Consider the following 263-nt stretch of genomic DNA (forward strand, 5'->3'; position numbering starts at 1 on the left):
GGCAACCATACCGAATGATTTAAATAAAAAACGGGAAGACAACGGTTTGTTCATGGAGAGGAGGGCACCTGCATAAAAAGATGAGCTGATCAAGCGGATGAAGTATACTATGCCGATCATCAATTGTATGAATATATATGTATATTGGTCCCTATCAACTGTCAAATAATTTAATTGTTGCCCCTATGGCCGGTGTAACTGACCGTCCATTTAGAACGCTGTGCAAGTATTTTGGTGCGGGTCATGCAGTCAGTGAAATGATG

General features: G+C 41.1%; 1 protein-coding gene. It reads left to right on the top strand.

Annotated elements, in window-relative coordinates; genetic code table 11:
* Positions 1-137 precede the first annotated feature (137 nt).
* On the top strand, positions 138-263 hold a 126-nt coding region (locus tag ACODJP_RS14180; RefSeq protein WP_422482603.1), incomplete at its 3' end, for a tRNA-dihydrouridine synthase.

It is taken from the genome of Pleomorphochaeta sp. DL1XJH-081 (genome assembly GCF_049310885.1).
Lineage (GTDB): Bacteria > Spirochaetota > Spirochaetia > Sphaerochaetales > Sphaerochaetaceae > CAYZJV01.